Genomic DNA, 23,017 nt, shown 5'->3' with positions numbered 1-23,017 from the left:
CCGTGGCGCGCTATATCTGGACCGCGCGGGCTCTGCATGACTTGGACCGGCTTCGCGCTTTCCTAGCCCAGAAGAATCCGGCTGCTTCGCGACGCGCGGTGAGTGCTATTCGGGAGAGCGTAAAGGTCCTGGCGGCACAACCGGGCATCGGGCGCAGAGTTGAAGGCTATCCGCCCGAATACCGCGAATGGTTCATCATCTTCGGCAGTGGCGGCTACATCGTGCGTTACCGCAACGAAGGCGAGCACATCACTGTCCTGATGCTTCGGCACGGCAAGGAGTTGCAAGCTCCTTAACGCGTCGAGCGGGCCTTGGCGGCGGCTTCCGGGATGGCGGTTTCGAGATAGGTGTCCACTGCGCCGGCGAGCTGGTCGAGATGCTCGTTGAAGAAGTGCGAGGCGCCGGCAACCACCTTGTAGTCGATCTTGATGCCGCGCTGGTGGCTGAGCTTCTGGATCAGCTTGCCGACCGCTTCCTGGGGCACGACCGTGTCCTGGTCGCCCTGGATGATCAGGCCCGAGGAGGGGCAGGGGGCGAGGAAGCTGAAGTCATAGACATTGGCCGGCGGCGCCACCGAGATGAAGCCGCTGATCTCCGGCCGGCGCATCAAGAGCTGCATGCCGATCCAGGCGCCGAAGGAGAAGCCGGCGATCCAGCACTGGGCCGCGTTCTGGTTCCAGCTCTGCAGCCAGTCGAGCGCCGCCGCGGCATCGGAGAGCTCACCCTCGCCCCGGTCGAACTTGCCCTGGGAGCGGCCCACCCCCCGAAAGTTGAAGCGCAAGACGGAGAAGCCCTGGCGCTGGAAGCTCTGGTAGAGCGAATAGACCACCTTGTTGTTCATGGTCCCGCCGTGCTGCGGGTGAGGGTGCAGCATCAGGGCGATCGGCGCATTCGGAGTCGCACTCTGCTGGTAGCGGCCCTCGAGGCGGCCTTCCGGCCCGTTCAGGATGATTTCCGGCATTGGGAGATGATTTTCTTTATCTTGCAATAAGTTAGGCGGCCGGTCTGGCCGCCCCGGGATTGGCTCGGTATTACCTTACTCGGATTTAGGGTCTTCCCATTCCTTGCAGGGCTGGTCTGCCACGCTAATTCTTGACCAGGTTAGTCGGGGATACTATATGTCCGCCAGGAATCGCGATGATCTTTCGCGAGCAGATACCTGAGCAGCACCATCCACTTAAGCCCGGCGGCGCGACAGTAAACACGATGGCACTCGGAATTTTCAAGCGGATTGCGGAAGACGTGGACGCCACGATGGCGCGGGACCCCGCGGCGCGCTCGCGCCTGATGGTGATCCTGGCCTATCCCTGCTTCTGGGCGGTCCTCACCCATCGGGTGGCGCACCGTATTTATAAGGCGCGTTTCTACACCCTGGCGCGGCTGATCTCGCAGTTCTCCCGCTTCTTGACCGGAATCGAGATCAACCCGGGCGCCCAGATCGGCCGGCGCCTGTTCATCGACCACGGCATGGGGGTGGTGATCGGCGAGACCGCCATCGTCGGCGACGACGTCACTCTCTATCACGACGTCACCCTGGGCGGCATCTCGCCCTCGATCAATTCGGCCTCGCAGGTCAACGTGAAGCGCCACCCGACCCTGGAAGACGGGGTCATCGTCGGCGCCGGCGCGCAGATCCTGGGCGACATCGTGGTCGGCCGGAATGCCCGGGTCGGCGCCAATGCGGTGGTCGTGCGCGACGTGCCGCCGGGCGTCGCCGTGGTCGGCATCCCCGGCCGCGTGGTGAAGCCCAAGGATGCCTGCAAGGATTTCGACGCCTACGGCATCCCCGGCCGCGAGCTGCCCGACCCGGTCGCGCGCGCGATCGACGGACTGCTCGACCATATTTCAAGGCTGCAGGCGCGAGTCGCCGCGCTGGAAGCTGAAAATCTGAATGGCGTGCACAGCAATGGCAACGGCACGCCCGCATTCTCGGACGGAGACGACGACCCGAAGGCCTTGGCCATCGGCGACTATCCGCCGAGAAGCCCCCTGTAAGGAGAACCTGCCGTGAGACTGAGCACGAAGGGACGTTACGCCGTCATGGCGCTGGTGGATCTCGCCGGCCACAGCAACGGCCGGCCGGTCGCCCTGGCCGACATTTCCGGGCGCCAGGAAATCTCGCTCTCCTATCTGGAGCAGCTGTTCGCCAAGCTCCGCCGCGCCGGGCTGGTGAAGTCGGTGCGCGGTCCGGGCGGCGGCTACCTGCTGGCCCGCAGCGCCGACGATACCCGGATCTCCGACGCGATCATGGCGGTCGATGAGCCGATCCGCGCCACCCGCTGCAAGCCGAATTCCGGCACCGGCTGTCACAGCGACAAGAGCCGTTGTCTCACCCACGATCTCTGGGAAGAGCTCTCACACCAGATCCATCTCTTCCTCAATTCGGTCTCGCTGGCCGATGTCTGCGAGAAGCGGGTGCTCGGCCGCTCCGGCGCGGTGAAGGCCGACGGCGTCGATACCGTCCTCACCCCGGTGCCGACCAATGGCGCCACCCCGCCCGCCCCGGGCAGCAGCACGCCCGTGGCCGCGGAGTAGAAGCAGAGACCATGCAGCGCGCGGTCTACATGGATTGGAACGCGACGGCGCCGGTTCGCCCGGAAGCCGCGCGTGCCGTGATGTCTGCGCTGGAGGCTTGCGGCAATCCCTCGTCGGTGCACGGCTTCGGCCGCAACGCGCGCAAGCTGATGGAAGAGGCGCGCGTGAAGCTGGCGAGCCGGGTCGGCGCCAAGATGGAGAACGTGATCTTCACCTCCGGCGGCACCGAGGCGAACATGCTGGCGCTGGCCAGCCGCGGCGCGCGGCGCCTGGTTGTCTCGGCGATCGAGCATGACTCGGTGCTGAAGCCGGCCATCGCGGCGGGTGCTGCGGTGGCGAAGGTGGACAGCCACGGTGTGGTCAATCGCGATCACCTCCGGTCGCTGCTGAAGCAGGATGCGCGTCCGGCGCTGATTTCGCTGATGCTGGCCAACAACGAGACCGGTGTCTTGCAGCCGGTGGCCGATGCAGCAGAGATGGCGCATGCCCATGGTGCGCTGCTCCATTGCGACGCCGCCCAGGCCCTGGGCCGGATCAACGTGCAGATTTCCGACCTCGGCGCGGATCTGCTCACCGTCTCCGGCCACAAGTTCGGCGCGCCGCAGGGTGTCGGCGCTTTGATCACAAACGGCACGCCGGTTTCGGCGCTGCTGCTCGGCGGCGGCCAGGAGCGCAGCCGGCGCGCGGGCACCGAGAACGTGCCGGCGATCGCGGGCCTCGGCGCGGCGGTTGCGGCGATCGATCTTGCCGCCAGCGCGAATATCGCTCGGTTGCGCGAAGCTCTTGAGCGCCGGTTGCTCGATTGGGATCCGGCGGTCACGGTTTTCGGCCGCGATGTCGCGCGGCTGCCGAACACGCTCTGCTTTGCCGCGGGCGGGAAGCCGGCGGAGACGCTGGTGATGGCGCTCGATCTCGCCGGCATCGCGGTCAGCGCGGGCTCGGCCTGCTCGTCGGGCAAGGTGCGGCCGAGCCACGTCGTGACCGCCATGGGCTTCGATGCGACGCAGGCCGCGACGGCCCTGCGCGTCAGCCTCGGCGAGACCAACACGGAATCGGATATCGACGCCTTCATGGCGGCCTGGAAACGGATCCAGGCACCGGTCGCAACCCAGATCCAACCTGCAGCTTGATCGCAAGGGATCACAGGCACAAATGAGCAGTATGAAGAACAGCAGTCCCACTCTCGAGAACCGGCCCAAGCTCCCGGTCTATCTCGACTACCAGGCGACCACGCCCTGCGATCCGCGCGTGGTGCAGGCGATGCTGCCGTATTTCACCGAGAAGTTCGGCAACCCGCATTCCCGCAACCACTCCTATGGCTGGGAGGCGGAGGAGGCGGTCGAGAAGGCGCGCAAGCAGGTGGCCGACCTGATCGGCGCCGACGAGAAGGAGATCATCTTCACCTCGGGCGCCACGGAATCGAACAACCTCGCGCTGAAGGGCGTTGCGCATTTCTACAAGGACCGCAAGGACCACATCATCACGGTCGCGACCGAGCATAAATGCGTGCTGGATTCCTGCCGCCACCTGGAGCTGGAAGGCTTCAAGGTCACCTATCTCTCGGTGCAGCAGAACGGATTGATCGATCTCGAGCAGCTGAAGGCCGCGATCACCGACAAGACCGCGATCGTCTCCATCATGTCGGTCAACAACGAGATCGGCGTCATACAGCCGATCGCCGAGATCGGCGCGATTTGCCGCGAGCGCGGCGTGTTCTTCCACACCGACGCGGCCCAGGCCGCGGGGAAGATCCCGCTCGACGTCAACGCGATGAAGATCGACCTCTTGTCGATCTCGGGCCACAAGATCTACGGACCCAAGGGTATCGGCGCGCTGTTCGTCCGCCGCAAGCCGCGCGTGCGCATGGAGGCGATGATCCATGGCGGCGGCCAGGAGCGCGGCTTCCGCTCCGGCACCCTGCCGACCCCGCTGATCGTCGGCCTGGGCGAGGCCTGCGCCATCGCGCAGAAGGAAATGGGCGCCGAGGCGGAGCGGCTGAAGGTGCTGCGCGACCGGCTGTTCAATGGCCTCAAGGCGAAGCTGCCGGACATCTACCTGAACGGCGATCTCGACCGGCGCATCCCGGGCAACCTCAACGTCTCCTTCGCTTATGTCGAGGGCGAGGGGCTGATGATGGGGATCAAGGATCTCGCGGTCTCGTCGGGCTCGGCCTGCACCTCGGCCTCGCTGGAGCCCTCCTATGTGCTCCGCGCGCTGGGCGTCGAGGAGGAGTTGGCGCATACCTCGCTGCGGCTCGGCCTCGGCCGCTTCAGCACCGAGCAGGACGTGGACTATGCCATCGAACACATCGTCGAGGCGGTCACCCGCCTGCGGGCGATGAGCCCGCTCTGGGAAATGGCCCAGGAAGGCATCGACATCAAATCGATCGAATGGGCGGAACACTGATTCCGTTTCGATCGCGAATTTTCTGAGGGAGTACGGTCATGGCCTATAGCGAAAAGCTGCTCGATCATTACGACAACCCGCGCAACGTCGGCTCGTTCGCCAAGGACGAGGGCGGTGTCGGCACCGGCCTGGTCGGCGCGCCGGCCTGCGGCGACGTGATGAAGCTGCAGATCAAGGTCGGCCCGGACGGCAAGATCGCCGATGCGAAGTTCAAGACCTTCGGCTGCGGCTCGGCGATCGCTTCCAGCTCGCTCGCGACCGAATGGGTGAAGGGCAAGACCCTGGAAGAAGCCGAGAAGATCAAGAACACCGAGATCGCGCAGCATCTCTCGCTGCCGCCGGTGAAGATCCACTGCTCGGTCCTGGCCGAAGATGCGATCAAGGCCGCGATCAAGGACTTCCGCACCAAGAACGAGCCCAAGTCGTCCGGGGACAAGGCGGCGGAATAATGAACGACCAGGCGATCAGCACGACCGCCCCGAACCCGGAGGCTGCGGCTGCCGGCGGCCCCGTTAAGTCCCCTGGGCCCAAGCGCGTGCCGCGTGCGCGCCCGGCCGCCCTCACCCTGACCGCGGCCGCGGTCGAGCGGGTGCGGGCGCTGCTGGAGAAGCGCAACAAGCCATCGGTCGGCATCCGGATCGGGGTGCGCACCAAGGGCTGCTCGGGCCTCTCCTACACGATCGAATATGCCGATGCGAAGGGTCCGGCCGACGACATCGTCGAGCAGGACGGCGTCACCGTGCTGATCGATCCGAAGGCGACCATGTTCATCCTCGGCACCGAGATGGATTATGTGGAGGAGAAGCTGCAGACCGGTTTCGTCTTCCGCAATCCGAACGAAAAGGGTCGTTGCGGCTGCGGCGAGTCCTTCCACGTCTAAGCCGCATCGATAGGTTTTCCCATCATGTCGCAGAACGGGCACGAGCGATTCACCCAATCGCCCGAAGCGGGTGCGGTCGCGCCATGCTGGTCGTGCCGGCAGCCGGTCGCGGCGCGGGCGCTGTTCTGCCACAGCTGCGGCGCGGTCCAGGCGCCGGGCCAGGTCGATCATTTCGCGCGACTGGGCGTCCAGCCCGGCTTCGATCTCGATCTCGACCGGCTGGAGAAGCAGTATCTCGGTTTCCAGCGCAGCATGCATCCCGACCGCTTCGTCACCAAGACGCCGAAGGAGCGCGCCATCGCCGAATCCCAGGCGGTCTCGATGAACGCGGCCTATGAAACGCTGAAGGATCCCCTGCGCCGCGCCGCCTACCTGCTGGAGCTGGCCGGCAAGACCGCGGCCGTGGACAAGGACCAGACCGTCCACGATCCCGAGCTGCTGATGGAGGCGATGGAAGCCCGCGAGGCGCTTTCCGAAGTCGCGACCATCGACGATCTGGAGAAGCTCCAGGTCGAGGCGGGGGCCAAGGCGATCGACCTTCTCTCCCAGCTCTCGAAGGCTTTCGCGGTGGACGATTACGAGGCCGCGAACAAGGCGGCGACCCGGATGAAGTATTGGCGGAAGTTCCTGGAGGAATCCCGCGCCCGCCGCGTCGCGCTGGAGGATGCCGAGTGAGCACGCTGCTGCAGATCCACGAGCCGGGCGAGACTCCCGCGCCGCATGAGCAGGAGCGGGGCATCGCCATCGGCATCGACCTCGGCACCACCAATTCGGTGGCCGCGATCGCAGAACAGGGCAAGCCCGAGATCCTGCGCGACGACCATGGCGACGGGCTGTTGCCCTCGGTGGTCGCCTATACCGGCGCCGAGCCGATCGTCGGCCGCGCCGCCGCCGCGGAGCTGACCCGGCACCCGGAGCTGGTGGTAAGCTCAGTGAAGCGGCTGATGGGCCGGGGCGCCGCCGACCTTAAGGCGCTCTCCGGCACCCTCCCTTACGAGATCCACGGCGACCAGCAGGTCGGCATGGTGCGGCTGAAGATCGGCAGCCGGGTCATGAGCCCGGTCGAGGTCTCCGCCGACATCCTGCGCGCCATCAAGGCCCGGGCGGAAGCCGCCCTCGGCCAGCCGGTCGAGCGCGCGGTGGTGACCGTCCCTGCCTATTTCGACGATGCCGCCCGGGCGGCGACCAAGGACGCCGCAAAGCTCGCCGGCCTCGAGGTCCTGCGCCTGGTCAACGAGCCGACCGCGGCGGCGCTCGCCTATGGCCTCGACCACGGCGCCGAGGGGCTCTACGCGGTCTACGATCTCGGTGGCGGGACCTTCGACATCTCGCTGCTGCGGCTACAGCAGGGCGTGTTCCAGGTGCTGTCGACCGGCGGCGATGCCGCGCTCGGTGGCGATGACTTCGATCACGCGATCGCGGAATATGTTCTGCGCGAAGCCGGCGCGGAGTCACCATCGCTGGTCGATGCGAAAACGCTGCTGGCCGCCGCGCGTCGCGCCAAGGAAGCGCTCACGACCGCAACCAACACCGACCTCAAGTTTCACATTAACGGCAAAGAGCTCCAGCAATCCGTTGATCTTGCAAGATTTGAATCGCTGATCGAGCCGATGGTGAACCGCACCCTGCGGGCCTGCCGCCAGGTGCTCGAGGACGCCCAGGTGACCGCCGCCGAGGTGAAGGGCGTGGTCCTGGTGGGCGGTTCGACCCGGGTTCCGCTGGTCCGCCGCATGGTGGAGAAGTTCTTCGGCCGCGCGCCGCTCTCGGACATTAATCCTGACGAGGTGGTCGCCGCCGGCGCCGCTCTGCAGGCCGAAGCACTCACCCGCGGCGCCGATACCTTGCTGCTCGACGTCATCCCGCTCTCGCTCGGGATCGAGACCGTGGGCGGCATCGTCGAGAAGGTGATCGACCGCAACACCGCGATCCCGGTCGCCAAGGCCCAGGAGTTCACCACCTACCAGGACGGCCAGACCGGGATGCAGATCCACATCCTGCAGGGCGAGCGCGAGACGGTGGACGCCTGCCGCTCGCTCGGCCGGTTCGAGCTGACCGGCATCCCGCCGATGGCGGCGGGGGCGGCGCGGATCCGCATCACCTTCGCGGTCGATGCCGACGGCCTGCTGACCGTCAACGCCCAGGAGAAGACCACCGGGGTCAAGGCCGAGATCGCCGTGAAGCCCAGCTACGGGCTCGGCGAGGACGAGATGGCCGACATGCTCCGGGACAGCCTGACCCATGCCCGCGAGGACATGGAGCGGCGCCTGCTGATCGAAGCCCGGGTCGAGGCGGAGCGGATGATGCTGGCCCTGGACGCGGCGCTGAAATCGGACGGCGACCTGGTCTCGCCGTCGGAACGCGCCGGGATCGATGCCGCTGCCGGGAAAGTCCGCAAGGAAATGGCGGGCGAAGATCGGGACCGGATCGGCGCCGCGGTGGAAGCCCTTGAAAAGGCCAGCCATCCCTTCGCCCAGGCCCGCATGGACCGGGCGATGGAGCAGGCGCTCAAAGGCCACAGCCTTGACGAGGTCGAGGCCAGTATGGCAACTGACCGCGCCGAATAGAGAACTGCCTGTAATAGTCGTTAAGAGCCTGAAAAATCAGGCATTGGAGAGCCTCAGAAATGCCGAAGATGACCTTCATTAAGCCGGGTGGGGTGCGCGTCGAAGTCGAAGCGCCGCTGGGGCTCTCCGTGCTGGAAATCGCCCATCGCAACAACATCGACCTCGAGGGCGCCTGCGAGGGCTCGCTCGCCTGCTCGACCTGCCATGTGATCGTCGATCCGGAATGGTACGATGTGCTGGAGGGCGCGAGCGAGGACGAGGAAGACATGCTCGACCTGGCGTTCGGCCTGACCCACACCTCGCGCCTCGGCTGCCAGATCAAGATGACCGACGAGCTCGACGGGCTCACCGTGTCGCTGCCGACCGCGACCCGCAACATGATGGTCGAGAAGTAACCGGCCGTCCGATGCCCAGGAAGCTCCGGTGGACCGACGTCCAGGACCTCGCCATTGAACTGGAGGAAGCGCATCCCGATGTGGATGTGGTGAACCTCCGCTTCACCGATCTCTGGAAATGGGTCCAGGCCTTGCCGAGCTTCGAGGACGATCCGCAGAAGTCGAACGAGAAGATCCTCGAGGCCATCCAGGCGGCTTGGCTCGAGGAGCGGGATTGAAGAGCAGCCCGTTCCTCAAGCTGATTGCGCGGCCTTGGGTTGATCCGGTCTGTCTCTGGGGGCTGAGCCACATCTTCCCCGCCTCGCGCGCCTGGGCCGCCGCCAACATCTCCGAAGGCGATCTCGACCGCTTCAAGGCGGAGCTTGCCGTCGAGCGGGTGCCCGCCGGCCTTTCGCCCCGCATCAAGCGCACGGCGGCGCTGCGCCAAACTTCCGACACCGCCTTCGAGCGGTGGAATGAAACCGTGTTCGGCCGAGCCGGTGACGTGACCGCGGTCGAGGAGCGGCGGCGGGCAGCGGCGCATGCCTGGGGCGGCCACCGCTTGACCTACCTGCTGGCCGCGCGGCGCCATGGCATGCCGGCGGTCCGGCTCGATGTGCCCACGCCCGACGAGGTGCAGCGGGAGTTCGCCGCCGCCGCTTCCGATCCCGACCGGTTCTTCCACTTGCCCGATCCTTTGCCCGAGGTCGAACGGAGCCGGGAAGCGGATCTCGATTTCGCCGTCGAATACTGGCTGCGCTTTCCGAGCCCAAGCGGCGACACGGCCTATGCGCATGTCTATGAGCCGAAGCATAAGCCTGCGGGCGGATTCCCGACCCTGATCTTCGGACATGGTCTCGCGATCGAGACCGAGATGATGAAGGGCGACCTCAAAGGATACGCGTCGCTCACCGCCTATGGTCTGCGGGTCATTCTGCCCGATGGACCCGGGCATAACCGCCGCGTCGTGCCCGGCCTCTATGGCGGCGAGAGCTTCATCATGTCGCCGCCGCGCTCGGGCCTGCGCCATCTTTCGGCTGCGGCCAAGGAATTGGGCATCCTGGCCGCATGGGCCCGCGGCAACGGCTCGAACCGCGTCGCCTTCGGCGGGATCAGCCTGGGCGCCCTGACGGCGCAGACCGCCGCGGTTCGCATGGGCGGCTGGCCGGCGGAAGCGCGGCCCGATGCGCTGATGCTGCTGACCACGACCGACCGGGTGAGCAGCCTGGCGCTTGATTCCGCCATTGCCGTCGTCGCCGGCCTCAATGTCGCGGCGAAAGCCAAGGGCTGGGAGGCGAACAGCTTTCTGCCCCTGGTGGCGATGGTCGATGCCGGCCCCAATCCGCCGATCGATCCGGAGCATATCGTGCTGCTGCTCGGCGAACGCGACACCGTCACCCCCATCGACGGCGGCCGCCGCCTCGCCGCCGGCTGGCGGGTGCCCGAGAAGAACCTGTTCCGGCGCGACCAGGGGCATTTTTCGGCGGCTTTCGGCCTCGGCGTGGACCCGATGCCGTTCCGCCGGATCGCTGAAATCCTCGCCGCTTGATCTGGGCTGTTCTGGTAGACTGAGGCCATGGATCCGGTGCTGAATTCCCTGGGATTTGCCAAGGCACCCGCCGCCACTCGTGTGGTGGTGGCGATGTCGGGCGGTGTCGACTCCTCGGTGGTGGCGGCACTCCTGAAGGAGCAGGGCTATGACGTGGTCGGCGTCACGCTGCAGCTCTACGACCAGGGCCTGGCGCTGCAGAAGAAGGGCGCTTGCTGCGCCGGCCAGGACATCTACGACGCGCGGCAGGTCGCCGATCGCATCGGCATTCCGCATTACGTGCTCGATTACGAGAACCGCTTCTCCGATGCGGTGATGCAGGACTTCGCGGATTCCTATCTCGCCGGCGAGACGCCGATCCCCTGCGTGCGCTGCAACCAGCGGGTCAAGTTCCGCGACCTGCTGGACCAGGCCCGCGCGCTCGAGGCCGACTGCCTCGCGACCGGGCACTACGTGCAGCGCATGACGGGCGCGAGCGGTGCGGAGCTCCATGCCGCGACCGATCCGACGCGCGACCAGAGCTATTTCCTCTTCGCCACCACCCAGGCGCAGCTCGACTTCCTGCGTTTCCCCTTGGGCGGAATGCCGAAGAGCGAGACCCGCGCCTTGGCCGAGCGCTTCGGCCTCCCCGTCGCGACGAAGCCGGACAGCCAGGACATCTGCTTCGTGCCGAACGGCAACTATGCCAGCGTGGTCGAGCGGCTGCGTCCCGGTGCGGCGGAGCCGGGTGCCATCCGCCATGTCGATGGCCGGGTGCTGGGCAGCCATGGGGGCGTCATCCATTTCACCGTCGGTCAGCGCCGAGGTATCGCGGTCAACGACCAGGCCCACAGCAACGAGCCGCTCTATGTGGTGCGCGTCGATCCGGCCGCGCGCGAGGTGATCGTGGGGCCGAAGGCGGCGCTCGCCTGCGACCGCATCGCCTTGCGCGAGCTGAACTGGCTGGCGGGCGCGGCCGAGGATCTGCCGGTGACGGTCAAGATCCGTTCCATGAGCAAGCCGGCGGCGGCGAAGGTCACGGTCTCCGGCGACGGCGCCGAGGTCGTGTTCGACGAAGCCCAGTTCGGCGTCGCGCCGGGCCAGGCCTGCGTCGTCTATCAGGGGAGCCGCGTGCTCGGCGGCGGCTGGATCCGCCGCGACGTCGCGGGCGCAAGAACGGCCACCGCCGCTTGAGGTGATTTTCGGGGGAGTAGCATGGATCTCGCGGAACTGACGGAAGAGCTGCGCAAGCAGGCTTCGCGCAACGTGAAGCTCGGCTACAAGGTGAAGTTCGAGCTCGACGACGGGGTCATCTTCTGGGACGGCACCGAGGGCAGCCCCGAGATCGGCAACGAGGACAAGGGCGAGGCCGACACCACGATCCGGATCAGCGCCGAGAACCTGGTGAAGCTGATGCAGGGCAACCTCGACCCGACCATGGCCTACATGACCGGCAAGCTGAAGGTCGAAGGCAAGATGGGCGTGGCGCTCAAACTCACCTCGATGTTCGCCGATTGACGGTCACAACGTGAGCGTCATGGTCCGCTGGGGCGGACCATCCATATGTGGACGGCCCCCGATCTTGCAAGCGAATGCGAGCGTTGTGGTGAGCCGGTTCGATAGCGTCCATATGTCCGGCCTTTACGGTGCAGTCGCTGTTGACTGCTGGCCGAGATGGCTTCCGCGACGAGGGTCCGATCACGAGTGCGGTTTCGATGCACCGGTGGATGGTACGGGTTTGCCCCTGTCTTGGATCGATCGATCCCACCATCTGCTCCTTCTCAAGCAATCTCCGGCACCGTCCGGGCGGGATGCGCTCCTGCCCGGCCGATCTCTAGGCGGCAGCCGCGAGCACGGTTGCCGCGCGCTTGGGGTCGTAGCGTTCCCCGGTCATCATCATCTTCCAGGCGATCCTGGCGTTCTTGTTGGCGAGCGCCACAGCGACCAGTTTCTTGGGCTTTCGCTTCAGCATCGCCAGCAGCCAGGGCGAGGCCTTCTCCGGGTTGCGTTCCGCCTGTCGGATCACCGCCATGGCCCCCACCACCAGCACGCTGCGCAAGGCCGGATCGCCCGCCCGGGTGATGCCGCCCAGCCGCTGCCGGCCTGCGGTGGAATGATCCTTTGCCGTCAGTCCGAGCCAGGCCGAGAAGTATCGCCCCGACCGGCAGCCCATGGCATCGGGCTTCTTCATCGCCAGCTTGGTTCCGCCGATCGGCCCGATCCCCGGCACTTCGGCCAAGTTCCGGCTGTCCTGGTTGCCGCGGTGCCAGGCCATCAGCTTGGCCTCGACTTCACGAATCTCCGCCTGCAGCTGCGCGTATTCCCGGCCATGCAAGGCAAAGGCTTCCCGCGCCGCCAGCGGCACCGCTTCATCTTGTGCAATTCTCGTCAGCAGCGGCTCGATCTTGTCGAGGCCCTTGGCGGCAACCAGCCCGAACTCCCCGGCATAGCTGCGGATCGCATTCGAGAGCTGGGTGCGGGTCTTGATCAACCGAGCGCGCATGCCCGCCCACATCAGCGCCGCTTGCTCCTCCACGTTCTTGGCCGCAACGAACTTCATGTCTGGCCGGCTCACCGCCTCGCACAACGCCGCCGCATCCGCTTTGTCGTTCTTCCCCCGCTTCACGTAGGGCTTCACGTGCTGCGGCGCCAGCAGCTTCACCTGGTGACCCAGCTCTTCGAGCGTGCGCGCCCAGTAATGCGAGCCGCCGCAGGCCTCGATCGCAACAACTGTCGGCTCCAGCTTCGCGAAGAACGCCTCCACTTCCCGCCGCCGGAGCTGCCGCTTCAGCACCGGCTGCTCCGCCGCGTTAACCCCATGCAGCTGAAAAACACCCTTGGACGTATCCATGCCAATTCGAATAAGCTTTTCCACGGACGGCTCCTTTCAATGAGATCTGCAACGACCTCATTCTGGCACTTAGATGCCGTTCGGGGGCCGTCCACCCCATCACGAGTTTCTATCGCGTAACGGATGCAAACTCGTGGATCCTCCGCCTGCGCGGAGGATGACGAGAGTTATAGATTGGGGACTTCAATGACCAAACGACGTCTCGGCATCGGCCTGATCGGGGCCGGGTTCATCGGCCGCGCCCATGCCTTCGGCTATCACACCATGCCGGCGGTTTTCTCAAACGCCGGTGCCTTGCCCGTCTTGAAGGTGATGTGCGACACCCCGGCCGCGCGCGCCGCACAGGTCGCCGAAGAGCTCGGCTTCCCGAAGAGCACCGACGACTGGCGCAGCCTGGTCAACGATCCCGAAGTGGACATCGTCGACATCTGTGCGCCCTCGAATCTGCACCGCGAGATCGCGCTCGCCGCCATCGCCGCCGGCAAGCATGTCTATTGCGAGAAGCCGGTGGGCCTCGGCGGAAAGGAAGCGACCGAGGTCGCCGCCGCCGCCGCGAAGAAGGGCATCAAGACCCAGGTCGGCTTCTCCTATGCGCGCCATCCGGTGATCGGCCTCGCCAGGAAGCTGATCGACGAGGGCGTGCTCGGCAAGCTGATCCACATGCGCTGGACCTATAACGAAGACTACATGTCGGATCCGGCCGCGCCCTTCACCTGGCGCAACGACGCGAAGCTCGGCTCTCGCGCGGGTGCCTTGGGCGATCTCGGCGCGCATGGCCTGGCGATCACCGGCGTCCTCGCCGGCGATATCTCGGCGGTCTGCGCCCGCACCATCCTGGCCACGCCGAAGCGCAAGGACCCGGCGACCGGCGAGATGCGCCAGGTCGACAATGAGGACGTGACCGACTGCCTGTTCGAATGCAGCAACGGCGTGACGGGCATCTTCAGCACCAGCCGCATCGCCTGCGGCTCGAAGATGCATCTCTCCTTCGAGCTGGTGGGCTCCCAGGGGACGATCCGCTGGAACGCCGAGCGCTACAACGAGCTCGACGTCTATGACAGCCGCGAGCCGAAGGACCGCCAGGGCTTCCGCACCATCTTCGCCAATGCCAGCCACCCGCCCTATGGCAACTTCTGCCCGGCACCGGGCCATGGGCTGGGCTTCAACGACTTCAAGGTGATCGAGATCTACGAGTTCATGGAAGCGATCGCCGCGGGCAAACCGGTCCTCACCGACATGGAGGCCGGCGCCAAGGTCGGGCGCATCATGGACGCGGTGCTGGATTCCGCCGACAGGCGCGCCTGGGTCTCGGTCGGTTGACGGTTGCGGCTGAAGGCTAGCGCCGGATGCCCAGCGGTCCCGGCCCGAACGCCGTCATGTAGAGCAGCCCCGCCGCGAAGGCGAAGTGGTCCACGAAGACGCCGAACTCCATGTGGTTGCCGCCCCAGTTCTGCGGCCCATGGAAGGCGAAAGCGAGGAACAGCAGGTAAAGCGCCGCGAGCAGCGCCGCCTCGCGCATCAGGATGCCGGTGAGGAAGGCGATCACCAGCAGCGCCTCGAAGATCGCGGCTATCCAGGCGAGCGGCATGGCCATCGGGAATCCGGCATTCGCGATGAATGTGGCCGTAGCGCCGATGTCGGCAAATTTGGTGCCGCAGGCCATCAGGAAGATCGCGGCCACGATCAGCCGCGCCAGCAGCAGGCCGCCGCGCTGCCAGAAGGAATGTCGCACGATCGCTGAGAGAACCGGGATCGACATGGGCCGGCAGCTTAACCCGCCCACCCCCGCCGTCAATTGGGCGATTGGGAGGGGGTGGCGATTCGGTGCCGCCCTAGCGGTTGAGGGAGGGTTGCCCCAATCCCATGCGCGGCGCCGGACGCGGCAGGTCCTCCAGCACTTTCGCGGCCCGCACCTGCTCCGGGGTCAAGCCGATATCCTTGAGCAGATGGGCGTCGAGGCGACGCAAGGCGTGGAGCTGCCGGCTGCGCGATTTTGATGAGCCGATGCAGGAAAGGCCGAATTCCCGGAGGGCTTCCAGGATCGATGGGTAGCTGAGCATGGCGGCCGCGCTCCTTTGGGCGGCAGGCATAGGATGCGCCCCGGCTCTGCATAAATGAAGCTTTGGAAAGCTATGCAAAGCATGAGAAAATCTTTGTATGAAGACATTCAATCTTGACCATCTGGAAACCTTTGTCCGGGTCATACAGGCCGGCAGCTTCTCGGCGGCGGCGGAAAAGCTCGGCCTGACCCAGCCGGCGGTCAGCCTGCAGATCCGGCAGATCGAGAAGAAGCTGGGCACGGCGTTGATCGAGCGCGTCGGCCGCCGGGCGCGCCCGACGGCGGCGGGCAGCGAGCTGCTGGAGCATGCATCGCGGATCGACGATGCCGTCTCCTCGGCGGTGGAGTCGGTGGCGCGCCATGCCTCGGACGCGATCGGCCATGTGCGGCTCGGCACCGACAACACCGTCACCATCTTCCTGCTGCCGCCGGTGCTGGGCGCCTTGCGCCGCCGCTACCCCAATCTGCAGATCACGGTCTCGACCGGCAATGCCGCGGATATCGTGAAGGCGGTCGAGGAGAACCAGATCGATCTCGCTTTCGCGACCTTGCCGGCCTCGGGTCGCGCCCTGGAAGTGACCCCGGTGATCGATGACCCGATCGTCGCCATCGCGCCGCCCGACATGCCCCTGCCGCATCGGCTGACGGCGGCGAACCTCGCCAGACTGCCGCTGCTGCTGTCGCAGCCCGGCTCGGCCGGCCGGCGCATCACCGATCGCTGGTTTGCCCGCGGCGAGGCGACCGTCAATCCAGCGATGTCGCTGGGCAGCGCCGAGGCGATCAAGGCGATGGCCATCGCCGGCTTGGGCTGCGGGATCCTGCCGGAGATGGCGATCGGCAAGGAAGGCCGCGAAAAATTCGTCGTCCGCCCACTTTCCCCACCGCTCAAGCGCACCATGGGCGTGGTCATCCGCAAGGACAAACGCCTCTCGAAGGGACTGAAGGAGACCTACGACGCGCTTCTGGGGTTGGGGCGGCGGTGATCGCCGCTCTCTCACTTCCCGCCGGAGCGCATCGCCAGCCCGACGGCCAGGGTCTGGGCCAGGCAGAGTGACGCGGTAAGCGAGCGGAAGCCTTGCACCTCGGCGTCCTTGATCTCGAAGAACACGCTGGCGAAGCGTGAGATCGGGCTGACCATGCTGTCGGAGATCACGATCACCGAGGCGCCCCGCCCGGCCGCGCGCTCGACGATCGACGCGGTCTCGCGCGCATAAGGCGAGAAGCTGATCGCGATCAGCGCGTCGTCGGACTGGATCGAACGCACCTGCTCGTCCAGCATGCCACCCAAGCCATCCAGCAGATGCGTCGGCTTCTCGGAATGCGGCAGCGCATAGGCGAGATAGGCGGCGACCGGAAAGGAGCGGCGTTGCGCGACGACATAGACCTGGGGCGCCTTGGCCAGCAGGTCGACCGCATGGCCGAGCTGCTCGGGGGTGAGGACTTCCTGGATATGCTCGAGCGCGACCGCGCTGGCGGCGCAGAAGCGGGCGAGAAAATGATGCGGCCCGTCCTCCTCCTGCTCGGCGCGGTCGAGCGCGAGGCCGCGCACGCGCTCGGCATAGCTCGGGCTGCGGCTGGCGAGCGGCGCCTGGAACACGCGCTGCATCTCGCGAAAGCCGGAATAGTCCAAGGCTTGTGCAAAGCGGATCAGCGCCGAGGGCGGCACCCCGGCCCGCTCGGCGATCACCACCACGGTCTCCAGCGCGATGTCGTTCGGATGGTCGAGCACGAACTTGGCGATCTGCTGCAGCCGGTTGCTCAGGCTGTCATAGCGCTCGGCGATGCGTGCACGCAGGGCCGCCAGATTCTCGGCCGCGTCCGGCGCGCTGCTCTTGCTCTTCGGTTTCGCCAACCTGCTCGCTCCCCCTCAAAAATGCATCCGTCGGAGATGTATCCGGCGACGAAACATGCATTCGGCTTGGTTGCATCATTGGAAAAAATATTGCAAATTCCAAGTTGAATTTTCCACGCAATCGGGACCCAGAAAACCATGCTCGAAATCGCCCTGATCGGCGCCGGCCGGATCGGCCAGATCCACGGCCGCAACATCGCAGCACACCCCGGCGCCAAGCTGCGCTGGGTCACCGACGTCAACGCGGAAGCCGCCAACAAGCTCGCCTCCCAGCTCGGCGCACAGAGCGGCACCGACGCGAAGAAGGCGATCGAGGATCCCGCGGTGAAGGCGGTCGCCATCTGCAGCTCGACCGACACCCATGCCGAGATGATCGAGCTCGCGGCCAAGGCCGGCAAGGCGATCTTTTGCGAGAAGCCGATCGATCTCTCGCTGGAGCGGGTCGATCAATGCCTCGCTACCGTGCGCAAGGCCGGCGTCACCATGATGATCGGCTTCAACCGCCGCTTCGACGCGAGCTTCGCCGCGGTGCATGAAGGCATCCGCAGCGGCAAGGTCGGCAAGCTGGAGACGCTCATCATCACCAGCCGCGATCCCGGCCCGCCGCCGATCGGCTATATCAAGGTCTCGGGCGGCCTGTTCCGCGACATGATGATCCACGACTTCGACATGGCGACCTGGTTGCTCGGCGAAATGCCGACTGAGGTCTATGCCACCGCCTCCAACCTGGTCGATCCGGAGATCGGCAAGGCCGGCGACATCGACACCGCGATGGTGGTGCTGAAGACCAAGAGCGGCTGCATCGCCCAGATCAGCAACAGCCGTCGGGCGGTCTACGGCTACGACCAGCGGATCGAGGCCTTCGGCTCCAAGGGCATGCTGCAGGCCGGCAACCAGGTCGCCAACACGGTCACCTTCTCGGGCGAGCCCGGCGTCGTCGGCGAGAAGCCGCTGCACTTCTTCCTGGAACGCTACGACGCCGCCTATCGGGTGGAGCTGCAGCATTTCATCGACTGCGTCCTCGGCAAGGCCGAGCCCGCCACCAGCATCGAGGACGGCCGCAACGCCCTCGCCTTGGCGGAGGCGGCGGTGCAATCGCTGAAGAGCGGCGCGCCGGTGAAGGTCGCGTAGGGAGACTGCCATGAAGATCGGCATGATCACCGACAGCCTCGGCAATCTCTCCTTCGACAAGATGCTGAAGGCGAGTGCCGAGCTGAAGCTCGAGACCCTGGAATTCGCCTGCGGCAACTGGTCCAGCGCGCCGCATCTCAAGCTCGAGCAGATGCTGGAGAGCGAGAAGGCGCGCAAGGAGTTCAAGGCCAAGGTCAAGGACCACGGCCTGGAGATCGCCGCGCTCAACTGCTCCGGCAACCAGCTGGCACCGGGCGATTACGGCAAGCGGCACGACGCGGTCGTGCGCAAGACCTTCAAGCTCGCCAAGCTGATGGGCATCCCCCGCGTGGTGATGATGTCGGGCCTGCCGGGCGGCCCCGGCGACGCCAACCCGAACTGGATCATCACCGCCTGGCCGCCGGAAGCGACCAAGGCGCTGAACTGGCAATGGGACAAGGTCGCGATCCCCTATTGGAAGAAGCTCTCCAAGCTCGGCAAGGATTGCGGCATCGACAAGATCTGCATCGAGATCCATGGTGGCCAGCTGGTCTACAACACCGAGACCATGGCGAAGCTGCGCGACGCCGCCGGCGACAATGTCGGCGCCAACTACGATCCCAGCCACATGATGTGGATGGGTGGCGAGCCCTTGACCGGCATCCGCAAGCTCGGCGAGGCGATCTTTTACGTCCATGCCAAGGACACGCGGATTGACCGGCAGAATGCCGACCCGAACACCTTGCTCGAAACCAAGACCAACGACCGCGTCGCCGATCGCTCCTGGAACTACGTGACCCTGGGCTATGGCCATAACGAGAGCTGGTGGCGCGACTTCATCGCCCTCCTCGCCCAGGTCGGCTACAACGACGTGCTCTCGATCGAGCATGAGGACAACGCGATGTCGCCGATGGAAGGCATGCGCCGCTCCGTCGAGCTTTTGGAGCGGGTGATCATCCGCGAGGTCGTCCACTAAGCGCGTGGTTAACGACCACCCCTCCCGTTCATGAGTATCTTCCCAGGCGCCTGCCGGGGTGACACGATCGGTCCGTTGGCTGTCGGATGCGGGTCGCCGGATGTCCGCCATCATCACCGAGCAGGAGCTCACGTCGGAGATCATCATCGAGGGCTTCCGCTACTGGAAATCCAAGCGGGAGGGCGGGGCAATTCCGGCGCGCTGCGCCTTCGATCCACTGCTCGAGATTCCGGGCCTAGTCCGATTCATGATGCTGAAAGACGTGCAGTGGGAGCCGCTGGACTTCCGCTACCGGCTGGTCGGCACCGGGCTGCGCAACCACATGACCGCGGACTGGACCGGCAAGTTCATGTCCGAGGTGGAATACCAGCGGCCGCCGAGCACGATCTGGGACTATCACAAGCATGTCGCGGAGAGCGGCGAACCCTTGTTCATCAAGCCGAACTATGTCGGCCCGCACAAGGACTACCTGTTCGTCGAATCCGTGCTCTGCCCGCTCGCCAGCGACCACAAGCGGGTCGACATGATCATGATCTTCATCGACTTCATGCGGCAGAATACTGGCCGCCGCTAGATCGTCCCCTCGAGCTCGGCCAGATCCTGCAACTCCTTGTCGCCGGCCATCATGGTCTGCAGTTGGTCGAGGCTGATCTCGGCCTTGGCGAAGGTGCCCATGGTCTTGCCGCGATTGAGGATGGTGAAGCGGTCCCCGACCGCATAGGCATGGCGGACATTGTGGGTGATGAAGATGACGCCCAAGCCCCGCGCGCGGACCTGGCGGACATATTTCAGCACCATCGAGGTCTGCGCGACGCCCAAGGCCGAGGTCGGCTCGTCAAGGATCAGCACCTTGGCGCCGAAATAGACCGCCCTGGCAATGGCCACGCATTGCCGCTCGCCGCCCGAGAGCGTGCCCACCGCTTGTTGGGGATCGCGGATGTCGATGCCGATCTTCTTCATCTCCTCGCGGGTGATCGCGTCGGCATGTTTCATGTCGATGAAGGCGAAGGGACCTTTGCGCTTGGCCGGCTCCCGGCCCATGAAGAAGTTCCGGGTGATCGACAGCAGCGGGATCATGGCAAGGTCCTGGAATACCGTCGCCACCCCGCGGTCCAGCGCGTCGCGCGGCGTGGTGAAATGCACCGGCCGGCCCTCGATCCGGATCTCGCCCTCGGAAGGCTGGTAGACGCCCGACAGCGTCTTGATCAGCGTCGACTTGCCGGCGCCGTTGTCGCCCAGCAGGCAATGCACCTCGCGGGCGTTCACCGTCATCGAGACGCCGGTCAGCGCCACCACCGGGCCGAAGAACTTGGTGACATCCTTGATCTCGATCAGCGGCTGCACTGGAGAGCTCTGTTCAGCAGCAGCCATGTCAGCGCTCCCCCGTCACGCGGCGACGGATCATGTTGTTGAACAGCACCGCGGTCAGCAGCATCGCGCCCAGGAAGACGCGGAACCAGTCATTGGGCACGCCGGTGAACAGGATGCCCATCTGCACCACGCCGAAAATGAGGGCGCCGAAACAGGCGCCGACGATCGAGCCGTAGCCGCCGGTCAGCAGGCAACCGCCGATCACCGCGGCGATGATCGCCTCGAACTCCTTGAGCAGGCCGCGGTCGGAGGCGGCGGAGCCGAACTCGAAGACCTGGCCGGCGGCGTAGACGGTGGCGCAGAAGGTGGTGAACATGAAGAGCGAGATCTTCACGCGGTTCACGGGGACGCCGACGTTGCGCGCCGCATTGGCGTCGCCGCCGGCGGCGAAGATCCAATTGCCGACCCGCGTCCGGGTCAGCACGACATGGGCGATCAGCGCCAGGCCGAGCGCCCAGAGGATCACCGCCGGCACGCCCTGCACCGCGGGCGAGCCGTCGGCCAACTGGTCGATCACGCCGACCTGGGAAAACCACACGAACAGCGGCCGGAAGGCGATGCCGGAGAACAAGGCCGGGATGAAGCTGTCCCCGGCCGCCTCTTTGACGCCGGAGACGATGGTGCGGTTGGAGAAGACGATCGAGAGCGCGATGGTGAGGCCGCGCAGGATGTAGAGCGAGGCCAGGGTCACGATGAAGGACGGCAGCCGGGTCCTGACCGTGATCCAGCCGTTCAGGAACCCGACGCCGAGCGCGCCGGCGAAAGCGAAGGCGGTGCTGGCCAGTGCCGACCAGCCGAAATAGACCATCGGGATCGCGATCATCATCCCGGCAAAGCCGATCATCGAGCCGACCGAGAGATCGAACTCGCCGCCGATCATCAGGATCGCGGCGGCGCAGGCGATCAGGATCAGCTGGGCGCTGACCGTGGTCCAGTTGAGGATGCCGTCGGCGCCGAACATGCCGGTGCCGCCGGCGGTGAAGCCGAAGAAGATGAAGACCAGGACCACGCCGGCCAGTGCGCCGAACTCCGGATGCTGCAGGAACTTGCGCCAACGCGCCTGGCTCTTCAGCCGCTCGTCGCGCGCCTTCTGCAGAATGCGCTCGGATTGCGCCGCGTGGTCGGAGCTCGTCATGCTGGTCTCCTGAACTGGAGCGGGCGCCTGTTGCTGGCGCCCGCTCCCCACTCAGTCAAATGGGCTCAGTCTGGTTGTCGGATAAGCTTAGCGGTATTCGCCGGCGTATTTCTCGACCAGGGCGATGTTCGCCTTGGTCACGAAGCCCGGACCGGTGTTGACGTTGTTGGCCGGGATGATGCCGAGCCGCACATACTTCACCAAGAAGGCGACGCCGAGATAGCCCTGCAGGTAGGGCTGCTGGTCGATCGCGGATTCCACCACGCCGTCCTTGATCGCCTTCGAGATGTCGCTGTCGAGGTCGAAGGTGATGAAGCTCTTGTACTTCGACGCCGACTTGGTGTCGTTGAGGAGCTTGATCACCGGATCGGCCGAGTTGGGCCCGAGGGTCAGGATGCCGTCGGTGTCCGGATGCGCGGTGAGATACGCCTTCACCCGGTTATAGACGTCGGTCGGATCCATGCCGGAATCGATCATCTGGTCGCCGAGCTTCACGCCGAGACCATCCGCGTAACCCTGGCAGCGCTCCACCGAGGCGTTGTTGGTGATGTAATGGTTGACGCAGAGGAACTTGGTGACGCCCGCGGCCTTGGCGCGCTCGCCCGCACCCTTGCCGGCGTCGTATTCCGGCTGGCCGATATGCATCAGCGCGCCGATCTCCTTCGACTCCGCGGCGGTGCCGGAGTTGACGGTGATGACCGGAATACCCTTGGCCATCGCCGCCTGCAGCGGGCCTTTCAGCACGCCGATGTCGGCGATGGTGGCGATGATGCCGGCCGGCTTGGTCGCGGTCGCCTGCTCGATGATCCGCGCCATGTCGGCGAGGTCACCGGTCGGCGGGTTGCGATACTCGACGGTGACGCCGAAATCCTTCTCGGAATCCTTCAGCGCGTTCTTGATCACGTTCCACCAGGAATCGGAATCCGGCGCGTGGCTGACGAAGACGAAGCGCTCGCCGTCGGCCTGCGCGACGGCAGCGCCGCCGAGCATCGGGATCGCCAGGGCGGCGCCCAAAAGCAGTCTGCGTACAATTCCAGTATTCATTCTGTCCTCCCAAGTTGCCGCCGGCCTTTAGCCCCTTCACACGGGTTCTCAGGGCCGGCGTTTGGCCGTCCTGGCCGATCTCTGCCCGCCCAGTCTCTCGGCCGGAGATGGCTCCCCGATCAAGGCCTTGGCGGCGAGGCCCCGCCCTTCCCGGCAGAACCTCATTTTACCTCAACAGAATACGGGTTTCATAGTAGAGCTGCAATCGGAATATTTATTCCATGCCCGCCACAAGGGTCGGCGCGGCAGGTTCCAGGCGCGAAGGCAGGGCTCAGAAAGCTTTCGGGAAGGGGGCCGGGGCCAAAAAGAAAACGCCGCTGACCCACGCACCA

At 65.8% G+C, this 23,017-nt stretch carries 27 protein-coding genes; 19 read left to right on the top strand and 8 right to left on the bottom strand.

Going from position 1 to position 23,017, the window contains the following annotated elements:
* The first annotated feature begins 2 nt into the window (after positions 1–2).
* Positions 3–296, top strand: coding sequence for a type II toxin-antitoxin system RelE/ParE family toxin (locus ACH2CY_RS17500; RefSeq protein ID WP_395020596.1), 294 nt, complete (start codon positions 3–5; stop codon positions 294–296).
* On the opposite strand, the gene ACH2CY_RS17495 is transcribed toward ACH2CY_RS17500, so the two are convergent.
* On the bottom strand, positions 293–961 hold the full coding sequence (locus ACH2CY_RS17495; protein ID WP_395020595.1) for an alpha/beta hydrolase: 669 nt from the start codon (positions 959–961) through the stop codon (positions 293–295). The two genes, ACH2CY_RS17500 and ACH2CY_RS17495, sit on opposite strands and share 4 nt — an antisense overlap.
* 245 nt (positions 962–1,206) lie before the next feature.
* On the opposite strand from ACH2CY_RS17495, the gene cysE reads away from it, so the two are divergent.
* From cysE to ACH2CY_RS17430, 13 genes are all read left to right on the top strand, one after another.
* Complete coding sequence (gene cysE / locus ACH2CY_RS17490) at positions 1,207–1,995, top strand: serine O-acetyltransferase (RefSeq protein WP_395020594.1); 789 nt, start codon at positions 1,207–1,209, stop codon at positions 1,993–1,995.
* Between the two features lie 12 nt (positions 1,996–2,007).
* The gene (locus ACH2CY_RS17485; protein WP_395020593.1) at positions 2,008–2,535 is read left to right on the top strand and encodes an Rrf2 family transcriptional regulator; all 528 of its coding nucleotides are present in this window, start codon (positions 2,008–2,010) and stop codon (positions 2,533–2,535) included.
* A gap of 11 nt (positions 2,536–2,546) precedes the next feature.
* The gene (locus ACH2CY_RS17480; protein ID WP_395020592.1) at positions 2,547–3,665 is read left to right on the top strand and encodes a cysteine desulfurase family protein; all 1,119 of its coding nucleotides are present in this window, start codon (positions 2,547–2,549) and stop codon (positions 3,663–3,665) included.
* A 31-nt stretch (positions 3,666–3,696) separates the two neighbouring features.
* Positions 3,697–4,941 (top strand): IscS subfamily cysteine desulfurase, encoded by a 1,245-nt coding sequence (locus tag ACH2CY_RS17475; RefSeq protein WP_395020617.1) that lies wholly within the window; start codon positions 3,697–3,699, stop codon positions 4,939–4,941.
* A gap of 38 nt (positions 4,942–4,979) precedes the next feature.
* On the top strand, positions 4,980–5,390 hold the full coding sequence (iscU, locus tag ACH2CY_RS17470) for a Fe-S cluster assembly scaffold IscU (RefSeq protein WP_395020591.1): 411 nt from the start codon (positions 4,980–4,982) through the stop codon (positions 5,388–5,390).
* 86 nt (positions 5,391–5,476) lie between these two features.
* Positions 5,477–5,821: a HesB/IscA family protein gene (locus ACH2CY_RS17465; protein WP_395020616.1), complete on the top strand. Its 345-nt coding sequence runs from the start codon at positions 5,477–5,479 to the stop codon at positions 5,819–5,821.
* Positions 5,822–5,845: 24 nt separating this feature from the next.
* Positions 5,846–6,496: a Fe-S protein assembly co-chaperone HscB gene (gene hscB / locus ACH2CY_RS17460; RefSeq protein WP_395020590.1), complete on the top strand. Its 651-nt coding sequence runs from the start codon at positions 5,846–5,848 to the stop codon at positions 6,494–6,496.
* Positions 6,493–8,385, top strand: a complete 1,893-nt coding sequence (hscA, locus tag ACH2CY_RS17455) for a Fe-S protein assembly chaperone HscA (protein ID WP_395020589.1) — start codon at positions 6,493–6,495, stop codon at positions 8,383–8,385. The genes hscB and hscA overlap by 4 nt, the downstream gene beginning before the upstream one ends.
* A 59-nt stretch (positions 8,386–8,444) precedes the next feature.
* Complete coding sequence (locus tag ACH2CY_RS17450) at positions 8,445–8,780, top strand: ferredoxin family 2Fe-2S iron-sulfur cluster binding protein (protein ID WP_395020588.1); 336 nt, start codon at positions 8,445–8,447, stop codon at positions 8,778–8,780.
* Positions 8,781–8,791: 11 nt separating this feature from the next.
* Positions 8,792–8,998, top strand: coding sequence for a Fe-S cluster assembly protein IscX (iscX, locus tag ACH2CY_RS17445; protein WP_395020587.1), 207 nt, complete (start codon positions 8,792–8,794; stop codon positions 8,996–8,998).
* Entirely contained in the window at positions 8,995–10,308 is a 1,314-nt protein-coding gene (locus ACH2CY_RS17440) for an alpha/beta hydrolase (protein WP_395020586.1), read from the top strand. The genes iscX and ACH2CY_RS17440 overlap by 4 nt, the downstream gene beginning before the upstream one ends.
* A 39-nt stretch (positions 10,309–10,347) precedes the next feature.
* Entirely contained in the window at positions 10,348–11,481 is a 1,134-nt protein-coding gene (mnmA, locus tag ACH2CY_RS17435; protein ID WP_395020615.1) for a tRNA 2-thiouridine(34) synthase MnmA, read from the top strand.
* Positions 11,482–11,502: 21 nt separating this feature from the next.
* Positions 11,503–11,805 (top strand): SCP2 sterol-binding domain-containing protein, encoded by a 303-nt coding sequence (locus ACH2CY_RS17430; RefSeq protein WP_395020585.1) that lies wholly within the window; start codon positions 11,503–11,505, stop codon positions 11,803–11,805.
* Positions 11,806–12,121: 316 nt separating this feature from the next.
* On the opposite strand, the gene ACH2CY_RS17425 is transcribed toward ACH2CY_RS17430, so the two are convergent.
* Positions 12,122–13,162, bottom strand: coding sequence for an IS110 family transposase (locus ACH2CY_RS17425; RefSeq protein ID WP_395020584.1), 1,041 nt, complete (start codon positions 13,160–13,162; stop codon positions 12,122–12,124).
* Positions 13,163–13,324: 162 nt separating this feature from the next.
* Between ACH2CY_RS17425 and ACH2CY_RS17420 the strand changes: the two genes are divergently transcribed.
* Positions 13,325–14,458, top strand: a complete 1,134-nt coding sequence (locus ACH2CY_RS17420; RefSeq protein WP_395020583.1) for a Gfo/Idh/MocA family protein — start codon at positions 13,325–13,327, stop codon at positions 14,456–14,458.
* A 16-nt stretch (positions 14,459–14,474) separates the two neighbouring features.
* On the opposite strand, the gene ACH2CY_RS17415 is transcribed toward ACH2CY_RS17420, so the two are convergent.
* Both ACH2CY_RS17415 and ACH2CY_RS17410 read right to left on the bottom strand, forming a co-directional pair.
* The gene (locus ACH2CY_RS17415; RefSeq protein ID WP_395020582.1) at positions 14,475–14,897 is read right to left on the bottom strand and encodes a DoxX family protein; all 423 of its coding nucleotides are present in this window, start codon (positions 14,895–14,897) and stop codon (positions 14,475–14,477) included.
* 73 nt (positions 14,898–14,970) lie between these two features.
* Entirely contained in the window at positions 14,971–15,198 is a 228-nt protein-coding gene (locus ACH2CY_RS17410) for a DUF1127 domain-containing protein (protein WP_395020581.1), read from the bottom strand.
* 97 nt (positions 15,199–15,295) lie between these two features.
* Between ACH2CY_RS17410 and ACH2CY_RS17405 the strand changes: the two genes are divergently transcribed.
* A complete protein-coding gene (locus tag ACH2CY_RS17405; RefSeq protein ID WP_395020580.1) occupies positions 15,296–16,180 on the top strand; it encodes a LysR family transcriptional regulator in 885 nt (294 codons plus the stop codon).
* A gap of 11 nt (positions 16,181–16,191) precedes the next feature.
* On the opposite strand, the gene ACH2CY_RS17400 is transcribed toward ACH2CY_RS17405, so the two are convergent.
* Positions 16,192–17,049 carry a MurR/RpiR family transcriptional regulator gene (locus tag ACH2CY_RS17400; RefSeq protein WP_395020579.1) on the bottom strand — a complete coding sequence of 286 codons (858 nt, stop codon included), beginning with the start codon at positions 17,047–17,049 and terminating at the stop codon, positions 16,192–16,194.
* Positions 17,050–17,187: 138 nt separating this feature from the next.
* Between ACH2CY_RS17400 and iolG the strand changes: the two genes are divergently transcribed.
* From iolG to ACH2CY_RS17385, 3 genes are all read left to right on the top strand, one after another.
* On the top strand, positions 17,188–18,180 hold the full coding sequence (iolG, locus tag ACH2CY_RS17395; RefSeq protein ID WP_395020578.1) for an inositol 2-dehydrogenase: 993 nt from the start codon (positions 17,188–17,190) through the stop codon (positions 18,178–18,180).
* A gap of 10 nt (positions 18,181–18,190) precedes the next feature.
* Positions 18,191–19,135 (top strand): sugar phosphate isomerase/epimerase family protein, encoded by a 945-nt coding sequence (locus ACH2CY_RS17390; protein WP_395020577.1) that lies wholly within the window; start codon positions 18,191–18,193, stop codon positions 19,133–19,135.
* Positions 19,136–19,235: 100 nt separating this feature from the next.
* Positions 19,236–19,709, top strand: coding sequence for a PAS domain-containing protein (locus ACH2CY_RS17385; RefSeq protein WP_395020576.1), 474 nt, complete (start codon positions 19,236–19,238; stop codon positions 19,707–19,709).
* On the opposite strand, the gene ACH2CY_RS17380 is transcribed toward ACH2CY_RS17385, so the two are convergent.
* The 3 genes from ACH2CY_RS17380 to ACH2CY_RS17370 form a co-directional block, all read right to left on the bottom strand.
* The gene (locus ACH2CY_RS17380) at positions 19,706–20,506 is read right to left on the bottom strand and encodes an ATP-binding cassette domain-containing protein (RefSeq protein ID WP_395020575.1); all 801 of its coding nucleotides are present in this window, start codon (positions 20,504–20,506) and stop codon (positions 19,706–19,708) included. The two genes, ACH2CY_RS17385 and ACH2CY_RS17380, sit on opposite strands and share 4 nt — an antisense overlap.
* 1 nt (position 20,507) lies before the next feature.
* Positions 20,508–21,641 carry an ABC transporter permease gene (locus ACH2CY_RS17375; RefSeq protein ID WP_395020574.1) on the bottom strand — a complete coding sequence of 378 codons (1,134 nt, stop codon included), beginning with the start codon at positions 21,639–21,641 and terminating at the stop codon, positions 20,508–20,510.
* Positions 21,642–21,728: 87 nt separating this feature from the next.
* The gene (locus tag ACH2CY_RS17370; protein WP_395020573.1) at positions 21,729–22,685 is read right to left on the bottom strand and encodes a sugar ABC transporter substrate-binding protein; all 957 of its coding nucleotides are present in this window, start codon (positions 22,683–22,685) and stop codon (positions 21,729–21,731) included.
* Positions 22,686–23,017: the final 332 nt, after the last annotated feature.

Origin of the sequence: Dongia sp., from assembly GCF_041905885.1 — a bacterium.
Classification (GTDB): Bacteria; Pseudomonadota; Alphaproteobacteria; order Dongiales; family Dongiaceae; genus Dongia.
The sequence above is the reverse complement of the archived record's forward strand: the minus strand, read 5'-3'. Positions and strand labels throughout refer to the sequence as shown.

Bases quoted from the DNA above. Each gene is read 5' to 3' on its own strand.
- ACH2CY_RS17495 (WP_395020595.1), bottom strand. From the start codon at position 961: ATGCCGGAAATCATCCTGAACGGGCCGGAAGGCCGCCTCGAGGGCCGC.
- cysE (WP_395020594.1), top strand. From the start codon at position 1,207: ATGGCACTCGGAATTTTCAAGCGGATTGCGGAAGACGTGGACGCCACG.
- ACH2CY_RS17480 (WP_395020592.1), top strand. From the start codon at position 2,547: ATGCAGCGCGCGGTCTACATGGATTGGAACGCGACGGCGCCGGTTCGC.
- ACH2CY_RS17380 (WP_395020575.1), bottom strand. From the start codon at position 20,506: ATGGCTGCTGCTGAACAGAGCTCTCCAGTGCAGCCGCTGATCGAGATC.
- hscB (WP_395020590.1), top strand. From the start codon at position 5,846: ATGTCGCAGAACGGGCACGAGCGATTCACCCAATCGCCCGAAGCGGGT.
- iscX (WP_395020587.1), top strand. From the start codon at position 8,792: ATGCCCAGGAAGCTCCGGTGGACCGACGTCCAGGACCTCGCCATTGAA.
- ACH2CY_RS17370 (WP_395020573.1), bottom strand. From the start codon at position 22,685: ATGAATACTGGAATTGTACGCAGACTGCTTTTGGGCGCCGCCCTGGCG.
- ACH2CY_RS17415 (WP_395020582.1), bottom strand. From the start codon at position 14,897: ATGTCGATCCCGGTTCTCTCAGCGATCGTGCGACATTCCTTCTGGCAG.
- ACH2CY_RS17405 (WP_395020580.1), top strand. From the start codon at position 15,296: ATGAAGACATTCAATCTTGACCATCTGGAAACCTTTGTCCGGGTCATA.
- ACH2CY_RS17450 (WP_395020588.1), top strand. From the start codon at position 8,445: ATGCCGAAGATGACCTTCATTAAGCCGGGTGGGGTGCGCGTCGAAGTC.
- iscU (WP_395020591.1), top strand. From the start codon at position 4,980: ATGGCCTATAGCGAAAAGCTGCTCGATCATTACGACAACCCGCGCAAC.
- ACH2CY_RS17430 (WP_395020585.1), top strand. From the start codon at position 11,503: ATGGATCTCGCGGAACTGACGGAAGAGCTGCGCAAGCAGGCTTCGCGC.
- ACH2CY_RS17375 (WP_395020574.1), bottom strand. From the start codon at position 21,641: ATGACGAGCTCCGACCACGCGGCGCAATCCGAGCGCATTCTGCAGAAG.
- ACH2CY_RS17420 (WP_395020583.1), top strand. From the start codon at position 13,325: ATGACCAAACGACGTCTCGGCATCGGCCTGATCGGGGCCGGGTTCATC.
- ACH2CY_RS17385 (WP_395020576.1), top strand. From the start codon at position 19,236: ATGTCCGCCATCATCACCGAGCAGGAGCTCACGTCGGAGATCATCATC.
- ACH2CY_RS17410 (WP_395020581.1), bottom strand. From the start codon at position 15,198: ATGCTCAGCTACCCATCGATCCTGGAAGCCCTCCGGGAATTCGGCCTT.
- ACH2CY_RS17475 (WP_395020617.1), top strand. From the start codon at position 3,697: ATGAAGAACAGCAGTCCCACTCTCGAGAACCGGCCCAAGCTCCCGGTC.
- ACH2CY_RS17390 (WP_395020577.1), top strand. From the start codon at position 18,191: ATGAAGATCGGCATGATCACCGACAGCCTCGGCAATCTCTCCTTCGAC.
- iolG (WP_395020578.1), top strand. From the start codon at position 17,188: ATGCTCGAAATCGCCCTGATCGGCGCCGGCCGGATCGGCCAGATCCAC.